Source organism: Accumulibacter sp. (assembly GCF_023806625.1).
Classification (GTDB): domain Bacteria; phylum Pseudomonadota; class Gammaproteobacteria; order Burkholderiales; family Rhodocyclaceae; genus Accumulibacter.
Genome location: NZ_JAMTDX010000061.1, coordinates 1 through 19,335, shown reverse-complemented (window position 1 = coordinate 19,335; position 19,335 = coordinate 1). Strand labels below are relative to the sequence as shown.

The window sequence follows — 19,335 nt, the reverse complement described above, 5'->3', positions numbered from 1 at the left end:
ACACCTGCTTCGCAGGCGCCGCCGGCGCGAATCGCCAGGCCAGGCGCGGACGGTCAGAGGAGAAGCGCAGCGACTGTGCGCTGGTCTGCGCGCCACGTTGCGCACCGCCTGGGCAATATCCGCGTGAAACGGGCGTTCACGCCTACAGAGTCCGATCCGCCGGAAGTCGTCCTCGACGAGCCGCACGAAGTCACGCGAAGCGTCCGGGTCGCCGCGCAGCTACACCTCGATCAGCCCGGATTCTTCGTCGCACACGCCGGGGCCGACTCCCTCATCCGGAGTACACCCTACGCCGACCGGCGAGCAACCGACGGATTCTCGCGCTACAGTAGCGGTGGAAAGCGGTCGACGTCGCCAACGCCCGCCGATGGCGCAAGATGAGCTTGGCCACCTGGCAGGCATCCGGCACAGACGACGCCTCGCCGCCGGCGGGCTCCCGCGGTTGAGCACGAAGTCGGGCGCAGGCGAGATCGCCACTGCCTTGCCCGCGAAGCCCAGGAATCCGCCTCGTTCCGCTTTCCCGTCCGACTCCTCGACTGCTCCGTCTGCCGATGCCCCACCTGCCGCCTGGGCCCACGATGTACGTCCTCTGGGCGGGCTGTTCGATCGGCTTCGCGCTGATCGTCGCCGGCCTGTCGCCCGAGAGCGTCACGCGCATCCTTGTGCTCGGCTTCCTCGCCGGGCAGCTGCTTGCCCTACCGCTACTCGGACGCTTCCTTCCCCGCTCCTCGCCACGCCACCGCTTCGTCGTGCTGGCCATGTTCCTCGCCGCCGCCGTCGAAGGCTTCCACATGATCTCGAGCCCGGTCTTCGCGTCGCTGATCGTGACCCGCGCCACCCCGCCGGCTCAAGCGCTCGCCAACTACGCGCTCGACCTGCTGTTCACTCTCCCAGCGTACTTGGTCATCTTCACGGTCATCTGGCTGTTCATCTCGCGCCACCACTTCCCGCTCTGGGCCTACGTTCTGATCGTCGGCTTCGCGCAGACCATCGGTGACGGTGGCCTCTTCTACTTCGCCGGGGCACCCGCGATGCTCGCCTTCCTGCCGTATCCGATGTCCAACTATCACGCGATAAACGTGCTCCCGTTCCTCGCGGTACGCGGCAGCCTGCGCTCGATCCGACCGCTCACCGCCCGGAGCTACCTGGTGATCCCGGTGATCGTCGCTGCCTACCTGGCGAGCGGGGCCCTGATCCGGGCGGTCGGCCGCCTCTCCGAGTTCGAGTAGCCGGTTGGTCGTCATCCCGACCCGCATCGTCGCCTTCGTGCTGCCGTTGACGACGCGAACTTGACGCAGCTGGGCGACGTCTTGGCAATTTCTTGATGCCGCACCGGCTATCCTTCAGCGTGTCTCAACCCCCCTGAAGGGACCTCGCTATGGACCTGCTCTACGTTCTGGTGACCGTCGGCTTCTTCGCGCTGACCGCCGGCCTTGTCTCTTTCTTCGAAAAGCTCCGGGGACCACGATGAATCCGCTCTACGCGATCGCGCTGGCCGCGGCCACCGGCGTTCTCGCCTACCTGGTCGCCGTCCTGTTCTACCCGGAGGACTTCTCATGACCGGCAACGGCATTCTTCAGCTGGTGCTCTACGTCGTCAGCCTCCTGGCACTCGCCTGGCCACTCGGTGCGTACATGGCGCGCGTGTATGAAGGCAGGATTCCAGTCTTCATGGCCTGGCTGCGGCCAGTCGAACGGGCCGTCTGCCGCCTGGCCTCCGTGCGCGACGACGACGCGATGCCCTGGACGCGCTACGCGATCGCCCTGCTGGTCTTCAACCTGCTCGGAGTCCTCACCGTCTTCGCCTTGCAGCGGCTGCAGGAGATCCTGCCTCTCAACCCCGAAGGGCTGGCTGCGCCTGCCTCAGACCTGGCCTTCAACACCGCCGTCAGCTTCGCCACGAACACCAACTGGCAGGCTTACGCCGGCGAGTCGACGATGAGCTACCTGACGCAGATGTTCGGCCTTGGCGCTCAGAACTTCCTCTCGGCGGCCAGCGGCATGGCCGTCCTCGTCGCCCTTGCCCGCGGCTTCGTGCGCCGCGAAGCGACGGCAATCGGCAATTTCTGGGTCGATCTGCTGCGTTCGGTGCTGTATATCCTGTTGCCTCTGTCGATCGCCCTTGCGCTGGCGCTTGTCGGCCAGGGCGTCGTACAGACCTTCGACGGCCATGCGACGATCGAACTCGTCGAACCGGTCGGGTTCGAGCAAGCGAGACTCGGCCCCGATGGCCAGCCGATTCGGGACGCGCAGGGACAGCCGGTCATCGAGCGATCTGTGACGCGGGAGCAGACGATCGCCGTCGGGCCGGTCGCTTCGCAAATCGCCATCAAGCAGCTGGGGACCAACGGCGGCGGCTTCTTCAACGCCAATTCGGCGCACCCCTTCGAAAACCCGACGCCGCTGGCGAACTTCCTCGAGATGCTGTCGATCCTGCTGATTCCGGCGGCGCTGTGCATCACCTTCGGCATGTTGGTCGGCGACAGGCGCCAGGGCGCCACGCTGCTCTCGGCAATGACCCTGGTCTTCGTCGCCCTGCTCGCCGTCTGCGTCTGGGCCGAGCAGTCAGGAAACCCGCTCTTCGATCGCCTCGGTGTCGATACCCGGGCCTCGGAACTGCAGGCCGGTGGCAACATGGAGGGCAAGGAGACCCGCTTCGGCGTCGTCGCTTCCGCAGTCTGGGCGACGGCGACGACGGCCGCGTCGAATGGCTCGGTCAGCGCGATGCACGACTCGTTCACGCCGCTCGGCGGGCTGGTCCCGATGTGGCTCATGCAACTCGGCGAAGTGATCTTCGGCGGAGTCGGCTCCGGGCTCTACGGGATGATCGTCTTCGCACTGGTCGCCGTGTTCGTCGCCGGGCTGATGATCGGGCGCACGCCTGAATACCTGGGCAAGAAGATCGAGGCCTTCGAAGTGAAGATGGCCGCCGTCGCGATCCTCGTGCCACCGTTGCTGGTGCTCGTCGGGACGGCAGTCGCCGTGGTCACCGACGCCGGCCGGAGCGGCATCGCCAACCCGGGCGCGCACGGCTTCTCGGAAGTCCTCTATGCGTTCTCGTCGGCGGGCAACAACAACGGCAGCGCCTTCGCCGGGCTGTCGGCGAACACGCCCTTCTACAACCTTCTGCTCGGCCTGGCGATGCTCTTCGCGCGTTACTGGCTGATCGTCCCGGTTCTCGCCATCGCCGGCTCGCTGGCCGCCAAGAAGTCGGTCCCCACGGGCGCCGGCACGCTACCGACGCACACCCCGCTGTTCGTCCTGCTCCTGATCGGCACGGTGATCGTCGTCGGAGCGCTGACCTTCCTGCCGGCCCTGGCTCTCGGACCGATCGTCGAGCACCTGCAGATGATCGGCAGCCACTGAGGAACTTGCCCATGAAAACGACTCCATCGCTTTACGACCCGCGCCTGCTCCGCGAAGCCGTGGTCGAATCCTTCCGGCGCCTTTCGCCTCGGCATCAGGTCCGCAACCCGGTGATGTTCGTCGTCTGGCTCGGCAGCCTGCTGACCAGCGGGCTGTACATCCAGGCGCTGTCCGGTGACGGCGAGGCACCGGCCGATTTCATCCTGGCGATCAGCCTCTGGCTGTGGTTCACGGTGCTTTTCGCCAACTTCGCCGAAGCCATCGCCGAAGGACGCGGCAAGGCCCAGGCGGCCGCGCTTCGCGGCCTACGCCAGACCGTGTGGGCCAACAGACTCGACGAGCCGCACTACGGCGCAAAGACACACAGCCTGCCGTCCGGCGATCTCCGGAAAGGGGACGTCGTCGTGGTCAGCGCGGGCGAAGTCATCCCGGGAGACGGTGAGGTCATCGAAGGTGTCGCTTCGGTGGACGAGTCCGCGATCACCGGCGAATCCGCTCCGGTGATCCGCGAGGCAGGCGGCGACTTTTCGGCGGTCACCGGCGGAACACGGGTGCTGTCCGACTGGCTGGTCATCCGCATCGCGGCGAATCCCGGCGAAACCTTCCTCGACCGGATGATCGGCATGGTCGAGACGGCGAAGCGCCAGAAGACGCCCAACGAGATCGCGCTGACGATCCTCCTCGTCGCGCTGACCATCGCCTTTCTGCTGGCCACGGCGACCCTTCTGCCATACTCGCTGTTCAGTGTCGAAGCCGCTGGCAGCGGCTCGCCGATCACCGTCACGGCGCTGGTCGCGCTGCTCGTCTGCCTGATTCCGACGACGATCGGCGGTCTGCTGTCGGCGATCGGCGTAGCCGGGATGAGCCGGATGATGGGGAAGAACGTCATCGCCACCTCGGGTCGGGCGGTCGAGGCCGCAGGCGATGTGGACGTGCTGCTCCTCGACAAGACCGGAACGATCACCCTCGGCAATCGCCAGGCGGCGACGTTCGTCCCCGCACCGGGGCTCAGCGAAGCGCAACTGGCCGAGGCCGCGCTCTACGCGTCTCTCGCCGACGAAACGCCCGAAGGCCGCTCGATCGTCCATCTGGCCAAGGAAGTCCTTCATCAGCGAGGTCGCGACATCCAGCCCGAAGGCGCCAGTTTCGTACACTTCACGGCGCAGACTCGGATGAGCGGTATCGACTGGCAAGGCAGGAGCATCCGCAAGGGAGCAGCGGAAGCGGTCAGGGCCTACGTCCGCGAACTCGACGGGATCTGGCCACCGGCCGTACAGAAGGCGGTCGACGACCTCGCCCGCCAGGGATCGACGCCGCTCGTCGTCGCCGACGGGAGCGGCGTGCTCGGCACCATCGAGTTGAAGGACGTCGTCAAGGGAGGGATCCGCGAGCGATTCAGCGAACTCCGCCGGATGGGCATCAAGACGGTGATGATTACCGGCGACAACCGGCTGACCGCGGCGGCGATCGCCGCAGAGGCGGGGGTCGACGACTTTCTCGCCGAGGCCACACCCGAAGCCAAGCTCAGGCTGATCCGCGAGTATCAGGCCGAGGGACGCCTCGTGGCGATGACCGGCGACGGCACGAACGATGCGCCGGCTCTGGCGCAAGCCGACGTCGCCGTGGCGATGAACACGGGCACCCAGGCGGCGAAGGAAGCCGGTAACATGGTCGACCTCGACTCGAACCCGACCAAACTGATCGAGGTCGTCGAGACCGGCAAGCAGATGCTGATGACCCGCGGCGCACTGACCACGTTCTCGATCGCCAACGACGTCGCCAAGTACTTCGCGATCATTCCGGCGGCCTTCGCGTCGACCTATCCGGCGCTCGGCGCGCTCGATGTCATGGGCCTGGCGAGCCCGGATTCGGCAATCCTCTCGGCGGTGATCTTCAACGCGCTGATCATCGTCGCCCTGATCCCGCTGGCCCTAAGGGGCGTCGCCTACCGGCCGCTCGGTGCCGCCGCCATCCTGCGCCGCAACCTGCTCGTGTACGGTCTTGGCGGCCTGGTCGTTCCTTTCATCGGCATAAAGCTCGTCGACCTGGCGCTGGTCGGCCTGCATCTCAGCTGAGGAGTCCGTCATGCTCAACGAGCTCAAACGCGCTTTGGTGATTCTTGGCGTTCTGTCGGCGCTGACAGGAATCGCTTATCCGGCGCTGGTCACCGGCGTCGCGCAGGCGTTTTTCCCGGCACAGGCCAACGGAAGCCTGATCGAGCGGGACGGCAAGTACGTCGGGTCCCGGCTGATCGGTCAGTATTTTGTTGATCAGCGCCACTTCAGCGGCCGGCCGTCGGCCACGGCACCGATGCCGTTCAACGCCGCTTCCTCGAGCGGGTCGAACCTCGGGCCGCTGAACCCGGCGCTGGAACAGACGGTGATCGCGCGTATCGAGGCGCTCCGGGAGAGCGACCGAGCACAGACGGCTCCGCTTCCGGTGGATCTGGTCACCTCCTCGGCGAGCGGCCTCGATCCGCAGATCAGCGTCGCCGGAGCGCTGTGGCAGGTGCCCCGCGTCGCCCGCGCACGCCATCTGCCGGAGCAGACGGTTCGCGAGCTGGTTCTGGCCCGGACCGAAGGCCGGCAGTGGGCCATTTTCGGCGAGCCGCGCGTCAATGTGCTGCTCTTGAACCTGGCCCTCGACGAGGTCGCCGCCGAGACCGCGTCGCGACCGCCAGGCGGCAGGGACCGCGGGCCGGGAGACGACGGGTGACGACCGGAGAAGCTCGTCGACCCGATCCGGACGAGCTTCTCGCCCGGCTGGAAGCCGACGCCGCGCAGTCGCGACGCGGGAAGCTGAAGATCTTCTTCGGCGCCAGTCCGGGGGTCGGCAAGACCTACGCGATGCTCGTCGCCGCGAGGACGCTCGCTGGACAGGGGGTGGACATCGTCGTCGGCGTCGCCGAGACGCATGGCCGGCCGGAAACCGCTGAACTGATCCGCGGGCTCGCAACGCTGCCGCCGCGAATCGTCGACTACAAGGGACATCAACTCCTGGAATTCGACCTCGACGCCGCGCTTACGCGCGCACCGCGGATCGTTCTGGTCGATGAACTCGCGCATTCGAATGCGCCCGGCGCGCGCCATCCGAAGCGCTGGCAGGACGTCGAGGAACTGCTGGCCGCTGGAATCGACGTGTTCACCACCGTCAATGTCCAGCATCTCGAGAGCCTCAACGACGTCGTCGGCGGGATCACCGGGATCAAGGTCCGGGAAACCCTCCCCGACCACGTGTTCGACGACGCCGACGAGGTCGTGCTCGTCGACCTGCCTCACGAGGAACTGCTGCAGCGCCTGAAGGAAGGCAAGGTCTACCTCGCGCAGCAGGCCGAGATCGCCGTCCACAACTTCTTCCGCAAGGGCAACCTGCTGGCGCTGCGGGAGCTCGCCCTGCGCCGGACGGCCGACCGCGTGGACGTCGAGGTCCAGGCGTATCGGCGCGAACAGTCGGTGGCCACGGTGTGGCCAACCCGGGATTCGCTGCTCGTCTGCGTTGGGGCCGGAGTCGGCAGCAAGCGGCTGGTGCGCGCAGGGGCACGCCTCGCGGCGCAGCTCGACGTTCCGTGGCACGCCATCTACATCGCCACGGCGAAGCTCCAGCACCTTCCGGAGGGCGCCCGCGCGCGCATCCTGCGCACGCTCAAGCTGGCCCAGGACCTCGGGGCGACGACCGCCAGCCTGTCGGGCGACGACCCGATCGCCATTGCGACCGCTTACGCCCGGGAGCACAACCTCGGCAAGGTGGTGGTCGGGCGCGAAACCGCGAGGCTGTGGCCGTGGCAGCGCAGCTTTGCCGAGCGCATCGGCAAGAGCGCTCCGGAACTCGAGGTGATCCTCGTCGCCCGCGAAGGCGAAGATCGCTTCGCTGGCGCGAGCGAGGCGTCCAGCGCGCCCACCGGGCGAAGCGCAGTGCGGCCGTGGCACGGCTATCTGTGGGCCTGTGCCGGCGTCGCGCTGGTGACGGTCGCCGCAACGCCACTCCTGCCGCACCTCGATCTGGCGAACATCGTCATGCTTTTCCTCTCGCTCGCCGTCGTCGTCGCCTACCGCTTTGGCCGCGGTCCGGGTGCGCTCACCGCGGTGCTTTCCGTCGCCGCTTTCGACTTCTTCTTCGTCCAGCCGCGTCTCTCGTTCGCGGTCAGCGACTTCCAGTACCTGCCGACCTTTGCCGTCATGCTCGTCGTGGCGCTGCTGATCGGTCAGCTGACCGCGAGGCTGAAGTTCCAGGCGGCCGTTGCGCTGAGCCGGGAGCAGCGAATCCGGGCCCTCTTCGAGATGACCCGCGAGCTGGCCAGTGCGCTGGCCGTCGAACAGATCGCCGAGATCAGCCAGCGCTTCGTCCGCCGGGTCTCCGGCGCGCGGTCAACACTCCTCGCCCTGGATACCGCCGAGCGTCTGCACGAGGTCGGCAGCGAAGCACTGTCGGAAATCGACCTGGGCATCGCCCACTACGCGCTCGAGCACAACGAACCGGCGGGCTGCTCGACCTCGACGCTGCCGTCGGCAACCGCACTCTATCTGCCGCTGAAGGCCCCGATGAGAACGCGCGGCGTTCTCGTCCTGGCCCCCGAGAGAGAAGGATGGACCGTCAGTCCGGAACAGCAGCGCCTGCTCGAAACGAGCGCCGGCCTGATCGCGATCGCCCTCGAGCGAGTCCATTTCATCAGCGTGGCCCAGGAGACGCTGTTGCGCATGGAATCGGAGCAGCTGCGCAACTCGCTGCTCTCGGCGCTCTCGCACGACCTGCGCACCCCGCTGACGGTCCTCCACGGTCTCGCCGAATCGCTGAACCTGGCCGGTCCCCCGCTGCCGAGGGCGCAGGCCGACATCGCTCAGGCCATTCGGGACGAGGCCTTGCGCACCAGCGTGCTGGTCAGCAACCTGCTCGACATGGCGCGCCTGCAGAGCGGCGAGGTCAGCGTCAACCGGGAGTGGCAACCGCTCGAGGAAGTCGTCGGGGTGGCACTGCAATCGCGCGCCAGCGGTCTTGCAGGTCACACGGTGAACATCCGCCTGCCCGCCGATCTGCCGCTGATGTACTTCGACGCGATCCTGATGGAACGGGTCTTCTGCAACCTGCTCGAGAACGCCGCGAAATACACTCCGCGGGGCAGCGTGATCACCGTCTCGGCACGCCGTCACAGCGACCGGGTCGAGATTCTCGTCGAAGACAATGGCCCCGGGCTGCCCCCGGGCAAGGAAGAGACGCTGTTCGCCAAGTTCGCGCGAGGGAAGAGCGAATCCTCGGTGTGCGGTGTCGGCCTCGGGCTGTCGATCGTTCGCGCCATCGTCGAGGCGCACGACGGTACGATACGCGCCGAGAACCGGCACGCCGGGGGCGCGCGGTTCATCATTTCCCTGCCCGCGGGCAGCCCCCCAGAGGTTCCGGAGGAGGAAGCCGCATGTTGACCCAGACCAGGCGCAGTGTCGTGGTCATCGAGGACGAAGCACAGATCAGGCGCTTCGTGCGCACCGCACTCGAGGCCGATGGCTTTGCGGTCAGTGAAGGGGAGACCGCCGGGCGCGGTCTGATCGAAGTCGGCACACGCCGCCCCGACCTGGCGATCATCGACCTCGGACTTCCGGACCGTGACGGTGTCGACCTGATCCGCGAGATTCGCACCTGGTCCACGCTGCCGATTCTGATCCTCTCGGCGCGAACGCTCGAGGGCGAGAAGGTGCGCGCCCTCGACGCCGGCGCCGACGACTACCTGACCAAACCGTTCGGCATCGCCGAACTGAGCGCGCGAGTCCGCGCGCTGCTTCGCCGGTCAGCCCATTCGGCAGCGGGCGACGAACCCCGGATCACGCTCGGCGACCTGACTGTCGACCTGGTCAGCAGACAGGTCTGGCGAGACGGAGTGGAGATCCACCTGACACCGATCGAATACCGGCTTCTCGCCCAACTCGTCGCCAACCTCGGGCGCGTCGCGACGCACCGTCAGCTGTTGCGCGAGGTCTGGGGACCGAGTCACGCCGACGACACCCACTACCTGCGGGTGTACATGGCCAGCCTGCGACGCAAGATCGAGGCGGATCCGAACCTGCCCCGGCACATCCGCACCGAGCCCGGGGTCGGCTACCGCCTGCTCGATCAGTGAATCCCACCCTGGGGCGAGAACGGGCCTGGCCACGAAGTTTGCCAAGCCCGATCGCTTCGCCGGCAAGGCTGCGAGATGATCTCGACAGATCCGCGGCTGCGCCTGCGGCCACCGGCGGCGCGCGCGACGAACGCAGCCGCCGGCACGCCGGTCATCGACTCGCGCGAGAGCAGGTCGAGCAGGCGCGAACTCGCGAAGGTGAGCAGGGTGAGTTGTACTTCTTCCTGCCGGTCCCGGCAGACGGCCAGCCAGGCAGGTTGCGGCTTGCGCGCTGCGACGTGGCATGTGCCGAACCGGCACGAAGATTCAGGCTTCGATTTGCGACTTTGCATTTGCGACGCTCGATCAGGGAACCAGGAATTGCGCGCGGTGGCCGGGGTACTTGGCGTCGCGTTGCCTGGCACTCGACGCGGGCCAGGTCGCTTTCTCCAGAACAACGCCAATCAAGCCATCGCTGCCGATTGGCCATGGTTTCAGCTTTGATTGTCCCGCTCATCGAGACTTCGTCGGCGCACTTTTTCCCTGCCCAGTCAGGGGCCGTGACACCCGCTGCGGCACGGACCGGCTGATGGCAGCGCTCGAAGGGTGTGAGGCGCCAGGTCAGCCACCTCTGTGACGAAACCGCCTGGACGGATGCCGGCCGGGATCGGAAAGGGAAATGGGGCCAATCGGCACTCCACGGTTGGAACCGCACACGGCGGGTTTTCGTCCTTCGTCCCCGAGTTCGACACTTTTCACGTTCCAAAGGCATAATCGGCTGGCCGGCCCCAATGAAAACAGAGAGTTGGTCATCTGGCCACGCTGGTTTGTAGTGACAAGTCTGGCTGTGGAAGGTCTTGCTTGCCAGGCTTGTCGAGCGCAAAAGGGCGACATGGTCGTGAACATCACCACGTTTGCTCACCGCACTGTGGGAGGAGCTGCGATTCGCTGACGCCTTTCGGCGGCTGCTGCGCAACCGCCGGGAGTTCGATGCCGAGAAGCGGCTCCGGGTGATGGTCTTCAACCGGCTCTGTGACCCGGAATCCAAACTCGGCATCCTGCGCTGGCTCGAGGGGACCCGGGTTCCCGAGGTCAGCAGCGAGTCGGTGACCCATCAGCAGCTCCTGCGCACGATGGACACCCTGGCCGAGCACGCCGACCGGTTGGACCAGGCCCTGGCCGGCCTGCTGCGGCCATTGATCGATCAGGAACTGGCGAGCGTCTTCCACGACCTGACGACGATCCGCAACGAAGGCGGGAGCGAGCAGCCGGAGGATCTGCGCCACAACAGGGTCGCCTGCGTGACAAGGCGCTGGCCGACATCGAGCGCGGCTTCCGGGTTCTGAAGTCGGAGATCGAGATCGCGCCGGTCTTCCATCGTTTGCCTGACCGCATCCGGGCGCATGCCCTGATCGGCTTCCCGGCGCTCCTTCTCTATCGCGTGATGCGCCTGCGCCTGAAGGCCCGGGGCAGCCCGACCTCTACCGAGCGGGCACTCGAGATCGCCCGCCGCATCCAGTACCACCAGGTCACGCTGCATCAACGTCAGTCGGCATCCGGACTGTCCGTCGTCACCCCCCAGCAGAAGGAGCCGTTTGCCACCCTCGCCCTGCCCGAGCCCACCACCAGACTCGTGTGGTGCCAATTCCGCACGGATGAATGTCCATAAACCAACGACTTGCGCGTTCTACTGCCGAACTCGGGGGCAGCGCCGGAGGAAAGCGCGCCGAAATTCCTGGTTGACGATGGGCACACAAAGCGGAGATACTCGCGCGATGGCCGTTGAATTTCCTATCCTTCTCCTGTCGTGCAAGGGAAAAGACAGATAACGTTCTTGTGAGGCAACTCCAATGCGCAAATACCACATCGCTCTTATCGCCTGCCTGCCAGCGCTTCTTTGGTCGAATCTCAGCCATGCTGTCGTGGTGAGCGTCGACTCGTTCTCAGTTTCGGGCACTAATTCAACTGGCCTGTTCAGTTTTACCGATGGCTTTGGTGATGGGACACCGCCGCCATGCGGGCCGGCCGGGTGCGCCACGCAGCCGACTTTTTATGGCGTGAACAGCATCAATCCACTTCCTGCAGAAGCCAACGGCCTTCTCCAACTTGATTCTTCCAATGGAATCTCCGGCGTCAATGCTGGGGGCAGTGCGCGAATCAACGAGACCGTGCAGGTCGGCGGAACAAAATCCCAGCTGCTTCGAACGGGCGGGGCTATATCGATGACCGGGATATTTACGCTTCCCATGCTCTCGGGGCCATTGAATGAAGGCTATGGGATACGCTTCATCGATGCTGCTCCCGGTGGGGGGCCGAGCAATAATCAGTGGGTTCTGGAGCTTAACGTGCAATGGTGGACAGGGAACGCAAGCAATTCCGCGGGATGGTATGTTCGCTATCTAACCCAGGATTTCGTTAACGGCGTTATTCAGACCATTGATGCGGACCCCGTGCTTATTCCCTCGGGAGCCGATGAGATTTGCTTGTCTCTGCGTCGTGACGCCAGTAGCAACCAGTTCGCAGCGGGTTATGCATACTTGACGGCGGCCGGAAGTTGTGGTGCCCTAACCTCATTGGGATCTGCGCAAGGCTTCGTCTATGCGGACTACGTCCGTGGACAGGTTCTGGCCTTCGAAACAGCAGTGCCGGAGCCGGAAACGTGGTCGTTGATGGGGTTAGGACTTATCGCGCTTGTGCCAGCACGGAGGCGCGCGTTGCCTCGTAAACTCGAGCCGCTCACGGAAGATCAGGCGCGGCGGTGTCATTGATCAAGCGCGGATTGGTCGGTTAGATCAGTAGTCTGGACTGGAGCACCAAGACTGGCCGCAGTGGGCCCCCGAGTTCGACACATTTCACGTTCCAATGGCATAGTTGGCTGGCCGGCGCCAATGGAAACAGAGGCTTGGTCATCTGGCCGAGCTGAGCTGCAGTGACAAGTCTGGCTCTGGAAGGTCCTGCATGCCAGGCTTGTCGAGTGCACAGTGTCGACATGTTCGTGAACATCACGACCTCCGGTCCCGGCAGTGGGTCAAGCTCGTCGAGTCGCACCGCGACGCGGCCGGGGCGTCCCGGCAGCGGTTGATCGCCACCCTCGGGCGCATCGAAGCCGTGCGCACCGGCGGCGCCGACTCGCTGGTCAACGGCCTGCTTCGGGCGGCCGGCCGGCCGACTCTCGAAGAGGGCACCGGCGAGGTCGCCTTTGCCTCGGCGCTGTCCGTCGGCGACACGTGGTTGCTCACCGCACTGTGGCAGGAGCTGCGATTCGCTGACGCCTTTCGGCGGCTGCTACGCAACCGCCGGCAGTTCGATGCCGAGAAGCGGCTCCGGGTGATGGTCTTCAACCGGCTCTGTGACCCGGAATCCAAACTCGGCATCCTGCGCTGGCTCGAGGGGACCCGGGTTCCCGAGGTCAGCAGCGAGTCGGTGACCCATCAGCAGCTCCTGCGCACGATGGACACCCTGGCCGAGCACGCCGACCGGTTGGACCAGGCCCTGGCCGGCCTGTTGCGGCCATTGCTCGATCAGGAACTGGCGATCGTCTTCTACGACCTGACGACGATCCGCAGCGAAGGGGGAAGCGAGCAGTCGGCGGACCTGCGCCACAACAGGGTCGCCTGCGCGACGAGCGGATCGCGGCGCTGGGAGCGTGCGGCCGCACGAGCGCAAAGCTCGGCGCCAGGCGAGCGGCCATTGCCCTTCGTCAGAGGACTCTTCGCCGGCTCAACGACAGGGCCTGTAGATTGACGCCGCTTCATGGGCACTCATATACTCAGCCTGGTGCGCTTGAGTTTCCTGTCCTTCGGGTTGCGGCGCATGGTCGCCCTTGGCCAAAGGCTGCCCATTCCTCAGCCAACTGCGGGGCTTCGTCCGACTGCCTTGGGATGCGCTCGGGCGGCCCGCTTCCCAAAGACTCCAACTCCAACGCGCGATGCGAAAGCTGATCAGAAATCTCCAGTCCTACTGGCTAGAGGATGCCAGTTTCGTCACCTTGCTGATCATGCTCATAGCTGCAGTATTCGTGCTTCCGGTGATCATGGAAGTCACTGGTCACGGAGTTCTGCTGTTCAACATCCTCTTGCTCAGCGTGTTCTTTTCCGGGATATTCTCGACACGCAGCATTGGGCTCATAGCCGTCTCCGCAATCCTCTTCAGCATTCACCTGACGCTGCGCCTCATTCGTTTCGGAGAAAACCCCTATTCATTCTTCGTTCTGGAGAATTTCATAGGCATCGCCAATACGCTGGTTTTCATCTTCATCAACCTGCGTCTGCTGTTTCGCGACCAGATCGTGAACGCGTACCGAATTGTCGGCGCGGTCAATGTTTACCTCTTGTTGGCGCTCATGGGCGCGCTGACTCTGGAAGTCATTCATGCCGCTACCGGCGTCTCCATAGGCGGCAATGTGGTGCTCAGCGGTACGGACAACGACTATCCTCAGTTCATTTATTTCAGCCTCGCTTCACTGACGACCGTGGGCTTCGGAGACATTTACGCTGTAAGTGCTTCGGCCAAGATGCTGGCCGTTTTCTTGGCCACTCTGGGCGTCATGTTTCCGGCCATAGTCATCGCCCGCATGGTCGGACTGGCTTCCAGCCGGAGTTGATGGGCATCGCCTGGCTGTTTGGGGCAAAGGCGGCTGAACCAGAGCAGTTCCGGCCGTCAAGGACCGGCACCCTGATCAGCGTGAGCGTTCACCCCCACCCCCGCGCGTCGGTTCAGGCCCAGGCAGATCGCCACCTCGCCGCCTGGCAGGAGCCTTCGCTGCCCTTGTTGGTTGGGTACGACGCCTGGTTCCTGTTGCCGGCGCTGCACGAAGCTCGCTGCTGCTTGCCCGTGGAACAGGAACCGGCCTTGGCTTGGTCATCGCCCGCTGCGAGCGCGTAGCCCGAATCCATCCTGTTCGAGCCGAAAGGGCTGTCGGCGACGCTGGTTTCTGCTCGACGTGCCCGACTCCGCAGAGTCGGAGTCGATGGTTGGGGCTCCCCCCTCTCGTCAACCGAGGTTTCTTCTGCTGCCGCGACCCCTTGGTCGGACACCGGGGCGACTGCTTGCTGGCCACCCATGGAGATTGCGCGCATTTCCGAACGGTTGAGTCAGTTTCCCGAGACTATTCCATCCTCCCCAAAGCTCACGCCGGAGCGAGCCCCCCGCAGCCACGGCCCCTGATCGATCCACCTCGACGCTAGTCGGCGGCGGCAGCGGCCACTGCCCTGCGCCAGGCCTCCCAGCCGCCGCGGAGCGGTCGCACCGAGCGATAACCCCGGCGCAGCAGCGCCTGAGCAGCCTGGACGGCACCGGCGTCTTCGGGGCACGCGCAGAGCGTGACGATCGGCGCGCCCTTCGGCCAGCTGCCCACCGCGGCCGGCAGGTCGTCGTGGCTGCCGACGGTGGCCCCGGGAATCGGCCCGAGTTCGGCAACCATCGCGGCGCCCCGCAGGTCGAGAAGAAGCGGCGGACGACTCGAGGCCAGCGCGCGCAGCAGTTCGTCGGGGGTGATCTGGGGAATCGCCGCCGATCGCTCGAAGAGAACCCGCTGGCGGACCTTCCAGCCCAGCCAGACGGCGACGCCCGTGAGCAGCGCGACGACCGCGAGCGGGCGATTGGCCGAGACGACGGCCAGCGCTCCAGCGATGTGCTCGCGCAACAGCCGGCCGGCGAGGATCGCCGCGCCAGCCCACGCCGCAGCGCCGATCGCCGCCGCGGCGAGAAAGCTTGGCAGGCTCATGCGCAGCGTGCCGGCGATCGGCGGCGCGACCGTCGAGAAGCCGGGCACGAACTTGGCGACGACCAGCGACCACACTCCCCAGCGCGCGAAGCGCGCTTCGGTTCCGGTGACGCAGGAGGCCGGATTGATCGACAGGCGGCAGAGACCGGAGAGAACCCGATAGCCGAGCGCGCGGCCGACCAGGTACCAGAGGGCATCGGCAACGACCGAGGCGACGACGGCTGCCGCGAGCATCGCCGCCGCCGGCGCAGAAGCGACGCTGCCAGCGACCAGCAGCGTGGGTACGGCGGGCACCGGCAGGCCGAGTTGCTGGAGCAGGACATTGACGAACACCAAGCCGACGGCGTCGTCGCGCAAGGCGCTGGCGATCCCCGCAGCGTCCATCGTCAGGCCGCGGTGAGCGTTCCGCTCTGGTAATCGGCGATCGCCTGGTCGATTTCCTCGCGGGTGTTCATCACGAACGGACCATACTGGACCACCGGTTCGCCGAGCGGTCGGGCGGCGAGGAACAGGAAGCCGGCGCCTTCGTCACCGGCGGTCACGACGACTCGGTCGCCCGCCGAGAGCACGCCTGCCTGCTGCCCCGGCAGCGGCTGCGCCCTGTCGCCTTCGCCAACGATCAGCGCACCCGAGTAGGCGTAGAGGAAAGCCGTGTGGCCGGACGGCACGGGCTGCTCGAAACGGCCGCCGGCGACGAGACGCACGTCGAAGAACAGCGGCGCCGTGGACAGGCCCTGGACGGGCCCGGCGAGCGGGCCGCCCGGGGCTTCGAAGGTGCCCGCGACGACACGGATTTCGCCCCCGGCGATCGCCAGGCCGGGAATGTCCTCGGGCGCGATGTCCCGGTAGGCGGCGGGCTTCATCTTCTCGCTGGCCGGCAGGTTGATCCAGAACTGGAAGCCATGGACGCGGCCGCTCTCCTGCTGCGGCATCTCGGAATGGATGATCCCGCGGCCGGCGGTCATCCACTGGGCGCCGCCGCTCCGCAGATGGCCCTTGTGGCCAAGGTGGTCCTCGTGCAGGAAATGCCCGGCGAGCAGGTAGGTTACCGTCTCGAATCCGCGGTGCGGATGCGGCGGAAATCCGGCGATGTAGTCGTCGGGATCGTCGGAGGCGAACTCGTCGAGCATCAGGAAGGGGTCGAGCCGGTATGCCGAGCTCTGCCCGAGACTTCGCCGCAGGCGGACACCGGCTCCGTCGGAAACGGGCTTCGCGGGGATGACCCGTTCGAGGCTGCGAATTCGCGGCTTCTCGCCGGCCAGCAGGCTGGCGTCGATGTGTAGCGGACTGTTCATGGCGTTTCTCCGCAGTGGGTAGACATCGGTATTGAACGATTTACCTGGCCAATAAAAAAGAACAAAATTTGGCTCAAACGCATCGAAACAATGGATATGAAAACCGCTGCCGTCCCGATGCCGCACATCAGCCTCGAGCAATGGCGGACACTCGTCGCCGTCGTCGACGCCGGCGGCTACGCCGCGGCGGCGAAAGCCCTGCACAAGAGTCAGTCGGCGGTGACCTACGCGGTGCAGAAGATCGAATCGCTGCTCGGCGTCGGGGTCTTCGCGATTCAGGGACGCAAGGCGGTGCTGACTCCCACCGGTGAGATGCTCTACCGTCGCGCGCTCGCACTGGTCAATCAGGCGGGCGAGGTCGAGCGGGCGGCACGCAGGCTTTCGGCCGGCTGGGAAGCGGAAATCGGCCTCGCCGTCGAGATCATCTTTCCCGGCCGCCTGCTGCTCGACTGTCTGGCGCGTTTCGGCGACGAGAGCCCGCATACGCGGCTCGAAATCATCGAATCGGTGATCAGCGGCACGCCCGAAGCCCTGCTCACCGGCCAGGCGGATCTGGCGATCACGCCGCGGGTCCCGCCCGGCTTCCTGGGCACCCCGTTGATCCGCCTGCGCCTCGTCGCCGTTGCCAGCCCGGGGCACCCGCTCCATCGGCTCGGCCGAACGCTGACCCACGACGACTTGGCGCAGCACCGCCACCTGGCCGTACGCGAGAGCGGGTCGCTGCGCAGCCGGCACACGACGACCGTCGAGGTCGAGCAGCGCTGGACGTTCAGCACCCTCGCCTCGTCGATCGCTGCCGCGTGTCGCGGCGACGGCTTCGCCTGGTATCCGGAGCAAAGCATCGGCGACGAACTCGCCACAGGCCGGCTCAGGCCGCTGCTGCTGCACGGTGCCGAGGAACGCTTCGCGGAACTTTACCTCGTCGTCGCCGACCCCGACGGCGCCGGCCCCGGGGTGCGCCGGCTGGCCCGGATCATCCGCGACGCGGTGGGCGCCACCGAACAGTCAGCGTCGCGATGAGCCCGCGCAAGACACACGCCGAGACCGGTCTGCGCGGATCCTGAGGCCAGGAATTCCCTCGGCACCTCGGGCAGCTTCTGGCTGCCCGGGCTTCAGGTCTGGTGCAGCAACCTCGGGACCCACCCGACGCGAGCCAGGCGACCTTGCACGCCGTCGATCCCGTCCCGGGTAGCAGCGACGAGACCGGCGCTCCAGCGGCATCGCGCGCGGACGATGGTGAAGATGGGGTGGCGTCCAGCACGAAGCTTCCACCGTGATCCCGTCCGCCGATCGCTGCGGCCTCGTTGCACGGAGCTCAGGCGAACGCCGATCCACCTTGCCGCGGGGCGCCGGAGGCCTCCGGACAGATTGGCAGGTGCCATGCGGATCGGCGAATCGGGGCGGTCGGATGCGCGTCTTTCCAGCCCGGCGCACGGGCAGGCAGCTCCTGAAGGCAATAGTCAAGACCTGACCCCATCTTCTCCTCAGGCGAGGTCGAAACGATCGAGGGTCATCACCTTGTTCCAGGCGGCGACGAAGTCCCGGACGAACTTGCCGCTGGCGTCGTCGCACGCATAGACCTCGGCCAGCGCGCGCAGCTCGGAGTTCGAACCGAAGACCAGGTCGACCCGGGTGCCCGTCCACCTCAGCTCACCCGTCGCCCGGTCGCGGCCCTCGAAGACGCCTGCGGAGCTGGCCGAAGACCGCCACTCGGTGCCCATGTCGAGCAGGTTGACGAAGAAATCGTTGCTCAGCGCTCCCGGCGAACTGGTGAATACGCCGTGCCTCGTCTGCCCGACGTTGGCCCCGAGGACGCGCAGGCCGCCGATCAGCACGGTCATCTCCGGAGCGGTCAGCGTCAGCAGCTGGGCGCGGTCGAGTAGCAACTCCTCGGCGGGTGTCTCGACTCCCTGGCGAAGGTAGTTGCGGAAACCGTCGGCAACCGGCTCGAGTACCGCAAAGGACTCGACGTCGGTCTGCTCCTGAAGTGCGTCGGTCCGCCCGGGCGAAAAGGGCACCAGGAGGTCGTGACCGGCCCTTTTCGCCGCCACTTCGACCGCCGCGCAACCGCCGAGGACGATCAGGTCGGCCAGTGAAACCTTCGTGCCGTCTGACTGCGTACCGTTGAACTCGCTGCGGATCAATTCCAGCGTCTGCAGGACCTTGGTCAGCTCGGCCGGCTGGTTCGCTTCCCAGTCCTTCTGCGGAGCGAGCCGGATACGCGCTCCGTTCGCTCCGCCGCGCCTGTCGGAGCCACGGAAGGTCGCCGCCGAAGCCCACGCGGTGGTCACCAGTTGCGCGATCGACAGGCCCGAAGCAAGGACCTTCGCCTTCAGCACGGCGATCTCGCGCTCGCCGACCAGCCGATGGTCGACGGGCGGAAGCGGGTCCTGCCAGATGAGCACTTCCGCTGGCACCTCGGGGCCGAGGTAGCGCGAGCGCGGGCCCATGTCGCGGTGCGTCAGTTTGAACCAGGCGCGGGCAAAGGCATCGGCAAAGGCCTGAGGATCCTTGTGGAAGCGGCGCGAGATCGGCTCGTAGAGGGGATCGAAACGCAGCGAGAGATCGGCGGTAGTCATCATCGGAGGATGCTTCTTCGACGGGTCGTGGGCGTCGGGAATCAGGTGTTCCTCCCTGACGTCCCTGGCCAGCCACTGCCAGGCACCGGCCGGGCTCTTGACCAGCTCCCAGTCGTAGCCGAAGAGCATGTCGAAGTAGCCCGTGTCCCATTTCGTCGGGTTCGGCTTCCAGGCGCCTTCGATTCCGCTGGTCGTCGTATCCACGCCCTTGCCGGTCGCGAAGCGGTTCTTCCAGCCACTTGATTAGCCACAATGTTCAGCAAGCTCACGTGGCGAGCCTGCCGGGGTG

At 66.2% G+C, this 19,335-nt stretch carries 14 protein-coding genes and 3 pseudogenes; 13 read left to right on the top strand and 4 right to left on the bottom strand.

The window, feature by feature from the left end; translation table 11 throughout:
* The 8 genes from NFW05_RS11105 to NFW05_RS11070 form a co-directional block, all read left to right on the top strand.
* Positions 1-381, top strand: a 381-nt coding sequence (locus NFW05_RS11105) for a hypothetical protein (RefSeq protein ID WP_295306438.1), incomplete at its 5' end; no start/stop codon positions are given.
* A 197-nt stretch (positions 382-578) separates the two neighbouring features.
* Positions 579-1,229, top strand: coding sequence for a hypothetical protein (locus tag NFW05_RS11100; protein WP_295306435.1), 651 nt, complete (start codon positions 579-581; stop codon positions 1,227-1,229).
* A gap of 238 nt (positions 1,230-1,467) precedes the next feature.
* Complete coding sequence (locus NFW05_RS11095) at positions 1,468-1,560, top strand: potassium-transporting ATPase subunit F (RefSeq protein WP_295306432.1); 93 nt, start codon at positions 1,468-1,470, stop codon at positions 1,558-1,560.
* On the top strand, positions 1,557-3,365 hold the full coding sequence (gene kdpA / locus NFW05_RS11090; protein WP_295306429.1) for a potassium-transporting ATPase subunit KdpA: 1,809 nt from the start codon (positions 1,557-1,559) through the stop codon (positions 3,363-3,365). Before NFW05_RS11095 ends, kdpA begins: the two co-directional genes overlap by 4 nt.
* An 11-nt stretch (positions 3,366-3,376) precedes the next feature.
* Complete coding sequence (gene kdpB / locus NFW05_RS11085; protein ID WP_295306426.1) at positions 3,377-5,440, top strand: potassium-transporting ATPase subunit KdpB; 2,064 nt, start codon at positions 3,377-3,379, stop codon at positions 5,438-5,440.
* A gap of 10 nt (positions 5,441-5,450) precedes the next feature.
* The gene (kdpC, locus tag NFW05_RS11080; protein WP_295306423.1) at positions 5,451-6,080 is read left to right on the top strand and encodes a potassium-transporting ATPase subunit KdpC; all 630 of its coding nucleotides are present in this window, start codon (positions 5,451-5,453) and stop codon (positions 6,078-6,080) included.
* On the top strand, positions 6,077-8,776 hold the full coding sequence (kdpD, locus tag NFW05_RS11075) for a two-component system sensor histidine kinase KdpD (protein WP_295306420.1): 2,700 nt from the start codon (positions 6,077-6,079) through the stop codon (positions 8,774-8,776). Before kdpC ends, kdpD begins: the two co-directional genes overlap by 4 nt.
* Complete coding sequence (locus NFW05_RS11070; protein WP_295306441.1) at positions 8,773-9,468, top strand: response regulator; 696 nt, start codon at positions 8,773-8,775, stop codon at positions 9,466-9,468. Before kdpD ends, NFW05_RS11070 begins: the two co-directional genes overlap by 4 nt.
* On the opposite strand, the gene NFW05_RS11065 is transcribed toward NFW05_RS11070, so the two are convergent.
* Positions 9,462-9,800, bottom strand: a complete 339-nt coding sequence (locus tag NFW05_RS11065) for a hypothetical protein (protein WP_295306417.1) — start codon at positions 9,798-9,800, stop codon at positions 9,462-9,464. The genes NFW05_RS11070 and NFW05_RS11065 overlap by 7 nt on opposite strands.
* Before the next feature lie 651 nt (positions 9,801-10,451).
* Here NFW05_RS11065 and NFW05_RS11060 point away from each other — a divergent pair.
* The 4 genes and pseudogenes from NFW05_RS11060 to NFW05_RS11045 form a co-directional block, all read left to right on the top strand.
* Positions 10,452-11,116 (top strand): annotated as a pseudogene (locus NFW05_RS11060) (hypothetical protein); the annotation flags it as partial.
* Positions 11,117-11,297: 181 nt separating this feature from the next.
* Positions 11,298-12,215, top strand: coding sequence for a PEP-CTERM sorting domain-containing protein (locus NFW05_RS11055; protein ID WP_295306414.1), 918 nt, complete (start codon positions 11,298-11,300; stop codon positions 12,213-12,215).
* A gap of 221 nt (positions 12,216-12,436) precedes the next feature.
* Positions 12,437-13,047: pseudogene (locus tag NFW05_RS11050) on the top strand (IS1634 family transposase); the annotation flags it as partial.
* Between the two features lie 328 nt (positions 13,048-13,375).
* Positions 13,376-14,050 carry a potassium channel family protein gene (locus NFW05_RS11045; RefSeq protein ID WP_295306412.1) on the top strand — a complete coding sequence of 225 codons (675 nt, stop codon included), beginning with the start codon at positions 13,376-13,378 and terminating at the stop codon, positions 14,048-14,050.
* A gap of 579 nt (positions 14,051-14,629) precedes the next feature.
* On the opposite strand, the gene NFW05_RS11040 is transcribed toward NFW05_RS11045, so the two are convergent.
* Entirely contained in the window at positions 14,630-15,556 is a 927-nt protein-coding gene (locus NFW05_RS11040) for a VTT domain-containing protein (protein ID WP_295306409.1), read from the bottom strand.
* Between the two features lie 2 nt (positions 15,557-15,558).
* Positions 15,559-16,467: a pirin family protein gene (locus NFW05_RS11035; RefSeq protein WP_295306406.1), complete on the bottom strand. Its 909-nt coding sequence runs from the start codon at positions 16,465-16,467 to the stop codon at positions 15,559-15,561.
* Positions 16,468-16,563: 96 nt separating this feature from the next.
* Between NFW05_RS11035 and NFW05_RS11030 the strand changes: the two genes are divergently transcribed.
* Complete coding sequence (locus tag NFW05_RS11030; RefSeq protein WP_295306403.1) at positions 16,564-17,487, top strand: LysR family transcriptional regulator; 924 nt, start codon at positions 16,564-16,566, stop codon at positions 17,485-17,487.
* Between the two features lie 464 nt (positions 17,488-17,951).
* On the opposite strand, the pseudogene NFW05_RS11025 reads toward NFW05_RS11030, so the two are convergent.
* Positions 17,952-19,283 (bottom strand): annotated as a pseudogene (locus NFW05_RS11025) (peroxidase family protein); the annotation flags it as partial.
* Between the last annotated feature and the right edge of the window lie 52 nt (positions 19,284-19,335).